This is a genomic window from Verrucomicrobia bacterium CG1_02_43_26, assembly GCA_001872735.1.
In the GTDB taxonomy this organism is placed as follows: Bacteria; Verrucomicrobiota; Verrucomicrobiia; order Opitutales; family CG1-02-43-26; genus CG1-02-43-26.
This window is the reverse complement of record MNWT01000021.1, coordinates 1-5112: the sequence shown is the minus strand read 5'-3', so window position 1 is coordinate 5112 and position 5112 is coordinate 1. Positions and strand designations below refer to the sequence as shown.

Here is a 5112-nt window from a genome sequence, read left to right as displayed (position 1 = left end):
ACTTGAGCATGTGTTAAGCCGAATATAAACATGGGATTCGTCCGAACATATTCAATAAAAAAACGATAGACTGAATAAAGGAAAATCGCTACCCAAAATGTTTCACCGTCAAATTTTTTTCTCTTATTAAAGAAAATCAGCCAAAGAAAAATAAAACTTTCAGTAAAAAACATATATAATTGAGCGGGGTGGAGACGCGCATTGGGGTATCGAGGGAACGTCATCGCCCAAGGCAGGGTGGAGAGTTTTCCACCACAGCATCCTTGAAGAAAACAACCGATCCGTCCTATCGGACTACTGAGCATGACACCGATCGCGAAATGATCCATAATTTTTTTGGTAGGCCACTTGAATATTTTGGATATCAAAAGGAAGTAACAAAGACCAGAGATTACCACGCTATGAAAAAAGCGGCCGGGGTTGTGTTGCCAAAATTTCCATTGAGGCCGTCGGTGGTATTGGAACCATTGATAAACCATCGGCAGGATCATGCCACCCAGGCTATAGACGATAAAACCCAAAAAAACCAGCCAATAGATCTGAGAGGGTTTGATGTTCAGTTTAACGAACGATCGGTAAATATAGACAGAAAAGGCCAGGTAGGCCAAAAGCTCCATCAGATCATAAGACACGATGCGATTATTTTGAAAGTATAAGACAGGATACATGCGGCATTCCTTCACAAAAAAAACAGGCTGGCTAAAAGACTTTTTGTTAGAGTTAGCCGCCTTATGGATTACCTGGATCTACTTTATCTATTATAGCACCCTCCGGGTGGAAGTGATCAATTCTCAATTTTCGCCAAGAAAATTTTTAAATAGCTTTAATGCGATTTATGTGGTTTGGCACGGAAAAACGTTTGTGCCGCTCATGTTGGGCAGTTACTGTCGAATGGGGTCAATCACATTGCCGGATTGGAAGAATGCCATTTACTGGAAAATTCGCCGACACCTTGGTTACCAATCCGCACCTGTGACAGTTGCCGACAAGTCCATGTTTAGGCTAAAAAAAATGTTAAAACAAGGTTCGCATGTGACTGTGGTAGCGGATGGCATTGTGGGACAATTTGGCCTCAAAAAAGCAGGTTATATAAAGCCCGGTGCGCTGTACTTGGCCGCGAAGACTTCAAAGCCCATTGTGGCGGTTCGACAAGAAATAAGCAAAGGGTTCAGACTAAAGAAACGATGGGATCAATATGAAGTGCCTTATCCATTTAGTCGTGTGACTGTTTGGTTTAGTAACCCAATCTATACGAAGAACGAAGCTCCTGATCAAATTGAGACTAAACTAAGGCAAGCTCTTGGACACTTTTAGACGGCTCTCGCTCGGAGATTTGCAATGGCATGTATAATAAAAGCCTTATGAACCAATTCAAACGTCACTTTGCAGATTCCTTAAATATCCCCGATATTCGTCTTTTTATCGGTTCGGTAGGATTTTTCACTTTCGGAAGCCGCGCGCTCGCCGTAGTGATCGGTTTTCAAATTTACCGGATCACGCACAGCGCTTTGGCGCTCGGGTGGCTGGGCTTAATCGAGGCTATTCCTGCGATTTCGTTAGTTCTTTTCGGAGGATATGTTGCGGATCATTTCAATCGTCAAAGGATAATACTTATAACGCGTGCGTCTTCTTTTCTTTGCGCGATAGCTCTCACTTTATTATCGTGGCATGGGGAATCGGTGTCGGTATTTGGGTTGTATTCCGTGATATTCATTGCCGGTATCGCGCGCGGCTTCGCGGATCCTGCCAACGCTGCTTTTGAGGCGCAGGTGGTCCCAAAACATTTAACGGTCAACGCCTCTTCCTGGATTAGTACGACTTGGATTAGCTCCGCGGTGCTGGGGCCAGCCGCGATTGGTTTTATTTTTGACGCGTGGCATGCGCGAGGCTCGTATCTTGTGATAGCGGGCGCTTTTATTTTATCCTGGGTTTCGACATTTTTTATTTCTCCGAAGCCTCAGTCGGTACCCAAGCGGCAGGAATCGCTCTTTAAAAGTCTCGGCATCGGCTGGCATTTTGTTTTGAAGAGTGAACCTCTTTTTGCTTCAATGGGTCTTGATCTTTTGGCGGTGCTGTTTGGGGGTGCGGTGGCGCTTTTGCCAATCTATGCCGAGGACATTCTCCATGTTGGCGCTACGGGGCTGGGATTATTAAATGCGGCTACTTTTATGGGTGCGGTGTTCATTACATTGATGGCGACACACCGGCCTCCGATGGCGCACGCGGGACGCAATTTATTATGGGCAGTCGCAGGTTTTGGCGTCAGTATTCTCGTATTTGCTTTCTCGAAAAATTTTTGGCTGTCGATGAGCGCCTTATTCGTAAGCGGCGTTTTTGACGGTGTCAGTGTCGTGATCCGCAGATCCATGATGAGACTTCTTTCTCCGGATCCTTTGCGCGGCCGTGTCGCGGCGGTTAATATGGTGTTTCTCTGTGCTTCTAACGAAGTCGGCACTTTTGAAAGCGGTATGCTTGCTTCTCTTATAGGAACTGTCCCATGCGTGGCCGTGGGAGGGACTATCACATTGGTTGTTGCCGTATCGACGGCGGTGTTTGCCCGAAAGCTTCGCGCTTTAAGATTTGATCCGGAGACGCTTGAACTCATAACCTCAGTAGACTCATCTTCTCCTTATGTTGGGCGGCATTTTTCCAGAGAAAAGATGAATGAAAGAAAATAAAAAAGAGGCACGGTTTCCCACGCCTCTGATTTATTTAACGAGCGGTTAGTACTTATTTACCAACCCAATTGCCCCAGTTCCAGGGCAACGCGTTGTAGAAAAATCCGCCGACTGAGTTCCAAAAACCCTCCCATGCAGAAGTTCCTGCCGCATCAGCTGCATACGCATTCACGCAATAAGCGACTGCGAGCATTAAAACTACACCAATGACTAACGTTCCTTTACGCATTTTGCCTCCTTGTTAATAAAAGAAAATACCCAAACGTGAGCCATAGTAACATGACGAAGCGATAAAGTTAAGCAAAAAAATATTATTTTTAATGAACGGTGTGCCCTAGTTAAGAGAATAGTGTTTAATTGCTTACCCGTTCCACGAGAGACATCCTCGTATCCGTGGTGTATTCAACTTAGAAATTGGACGCCGCAAAATCCCAGTTAAGCAAATGATCAACTATAGCTTCCACGTAAGCCTGGCGCTTATTTTGGTAATCTAGATAGTAGGCGTGCTCCCAAACGTCGATGGTCAGAAGCGGCTTTTGACCATGTACGAGAGGATTGTCAGCGTTGGTTGTTTTTACAATTTTGAGTGTTGTTCCATCTTTGACGAGCCACGCCCAGCCACTGCCGAATTGTGAAATGGCTGTCTCGATTAATTGCTTATGAAAATTTTCATACCCTGAAAAAGTCGTTTCGATTTTTGACAACAGGACACCGGAAGGTTTTCGAGATCCCTCAGGATTTAGGCTTTTCCAATAAAATGCATGGTTCCACACCTGAGCCGCGTTATTAAAGATGGCGGCTTTGTCCAAAATTCCTGAAGTTTTTTTCATTACGGCTTCGATTGAAAGATCCGCGTATGCGGTATTCGCGCAAAGCGAATTAAGTTTATCCACATATCCGGCATGGTGTTTGCCGTAGTGAAAACTGAGAGTTTTCGCGGAAATATAAGGCTCTAAGGCATTTTCTAGATAGGGGAGTTTTTCAAGAACGAAAATAGGAGCAGTGGCAGGCATAAGGTAGATTCCTTTCTTTAGATTTATTTGCCAAACAACATTCCAAGACCAGAGACCAGGAGGTTAGCTCTAAAAAGGGATGATGTCAACCATAGATTGCGAGCCACGGTAAATAGAAGATTTACAATCGAAAGAAGCTCTGTTAATATCTTCCTTTTAATAAATGGATCATGGAAATTAGTGCCGAGGTAGCTCAGTGGTAGAGCGCTGCCCTGAAAAGGCAGGCGTGGGCAGTTCGATTCTGCCCCTCGGCACCATTATTTTTTATCGAACTTGTGGGAGTCGGTCTCCAAGCGGGGGCTGTGGGGTTTGGAACGCCCCCGCACCTGCCTGCCGGACAGGCAGGGATTCTCGCCATTTTGAGAGGTGAGGGATTTTTGCACTCACCTTACGTAATATGTTTATGATCATATGAGGTTGAGGTAGAATACTCCGCGGGCGAGGTTGGCCCACAAGCTCCCGGTTGTCGGATCGTGGTTTGTTTCCTTGGTGTTATCAGATTGTTTTAGGAGGCAAAAAATGCGCAAAATATTTTTAGTCATAATTATTTTATTGGTATTTCACGAGGTAGTGTATGCCATGAAAGTAACTGATCTTAGTGATGGTAAAATTCATACTACGGGTGATGAGTCGGATGATCGGCCTCGGAAGAAAGCGTACGAAAGTTATTCCGATAATTATCAAAAAGGTTTCATCGAGGGTTATACGTATAATGGGGGCAGAGTCAGAGGAGTAGACCCCGTTCCTCCTGTTGCTCCAGTAGCGAGGGCCGGAGAAACCGAGCAAGATGGGTATACCCGAGGCATACTAGAAGGTCGTAGAAAAAAACAAAGCGGAGAGTGGTAAGCATCGTGAACGAGCAATCAAAATTACAAATCATTGCGAGAAAAATTGGCGCTGTTCTTTTTGGGGTGGTTATTGCAAATGTAATTACAGCTGCCATTGGAGAAGGAGCGGGGTATATATACCCCAAAGAGGAAGAAATGTGGTTATTTGGGTTTTGGGGAAATCACCATGTTTTGCGAGTCATAGCGTCTATCATAGGAACAGCATTTGGCGGATTTGTGACAGGCTGCATTGTGAAAAGTCGTGGACGGGTCTGGGGGGTAGCCTCCGCATTACCAACGTCAATATTTTGGGTCGTTGTTGCTTCTCTTGCATTCAACTACAAAGGACCGCTTTTTTTACCATTGACAATAGGTCAGTGGATAGTCGTAACTATTATCGTTGTTACAAGCCCGGTCGTCGGTTGTTTTTTTGGTAAATATGGACAAGATTTTCGTGACGAAAATTCCGAAGTTTTTGACGGTAGAAAAGGGACGCTTTTAGGAATCAAATGGTATCACTGGTTTTGGCTTATATTTGTAATTGATTGGGTAGCCGCCTTTGCTACGTATAGCGCGTATCAAGGAATATGGATA

General features: G+C 44.8%; 5 protein-coding genes, 1 tRNA gene and 1 pseudogene. 6 read left to right on the top strand and 1 reads right to left on the bottom strand.

Annotated elements, in window-relative coordinates; genetic code table 11:
• Positions 1–188: 188 nt before the first annotated feature.
• Genes AUJ82_07370 through AUJ82_07360 form a run of 3 tightly spaced genes read left to right on the top strand, consistent with a single transcriptional unit; the run spans position 189 to position 2678 of the window.
• Positions 189–656, top strand: a complete 468-nt coding sequence (locus AUJ82_07370) for a hypothetical protein (protein ID OIO58897.1) — start codon at positions 189–191, stop codon at positions 654–656.
• Positions 657–666: 10 nt separating this feature from the next.
• A complete protein-coding gene (locus AUJ82_07365) occupies positions 667–1314 on the top strand; it encodes a hypothetical protein (protein ID OIO58896.1) in 648 nt (215 codons plus the stop codon).
• Positions 1315–1343: 29 nt separating this feature from the next.
• Positions 1344–2678 carry a hypothetical protein gene (locus AUJ82_07360; protein OIO58895.1) on the top strand — a complete coding sequence of 445 codons (1335 nt, stop codon included), beginning with the start codon at positions 1344–1346 and terminating at the stop codon, positions 2676–2678.
• Between the two features lie 407 nt (positions 2679–3085).
• Here the strand turns inward: AUJ82_07360 and AUJ82_07355 are convergent, their stop codons facing one another.
• A complete protein-coding gene (locus AUJ82_07355) occupies positions 3086–3691 on the bottom strand; it encodes a superoxide dismutase (protein OIO58894.1) in 606 nt (201 codons plus the stop codon).
• A gap of 182 nt (positions 3692–3873) precedes the next feature.
• Here AUJ82_07355 and AUJ82_07350 point away from each other — a divergent pair.
• The 3 genes and pseudogenes from AUJ82_07350 (at position 3874) to AUJ82_07340 (ending at position 5112) form a co-directional block, all read left to right on the top strand.
• Positions 3874–3948 (top strand) — tRNA-Phe (locus AUJ82_07350).
• Between the two features lie 262 nt (positions 3949–4210).
• Positions 4211–4537, top strand: coding sequence for a hypothetical protein (locus tag AUJ82_07345; protein OIO58893.1), 327 nt, complete (start codon positions 4211–4213; stop codon positions 4535–4537).
• Positions 4531–5112: pseudogene (locus tag AUJ82_07340) on the top strand (hypothetical protein). The gene AUJ82_07345 and the pseudogene AUJ82_07340 overlap by 7 nt, the downstream one beginning before the upstream one ends.

Coding starts and splice junctions, on each gene's coding strand:
- AUJ82_07365 (OIO58896.1), top strand. CDS start 667: ATGCGGCATTCCTTCACAAAAAAAACAGGCTGGCTAAAAGACTTTTTG.
- AUJ82_07360 (OIO58895.1), top strand. CDS start 1,344: ATGTATAATAAAAGCCTTATGAACCAATTCAAACGTCACTTTGCAGAT.
- AUJ82_07355 (OIO58894.1), bottom strand. CDS start 3,691: ATGCCTGCCACTGCTCCTATTTTCGTTCTTGAAAAACTCCCCTATCTA.
- AUJ82_07345 (OIO58893.1), top strand. CDS start 4,211: ATGCGCAAAATATTTTTAGTCATAATTATTTTATTGGTATTTCACGAG.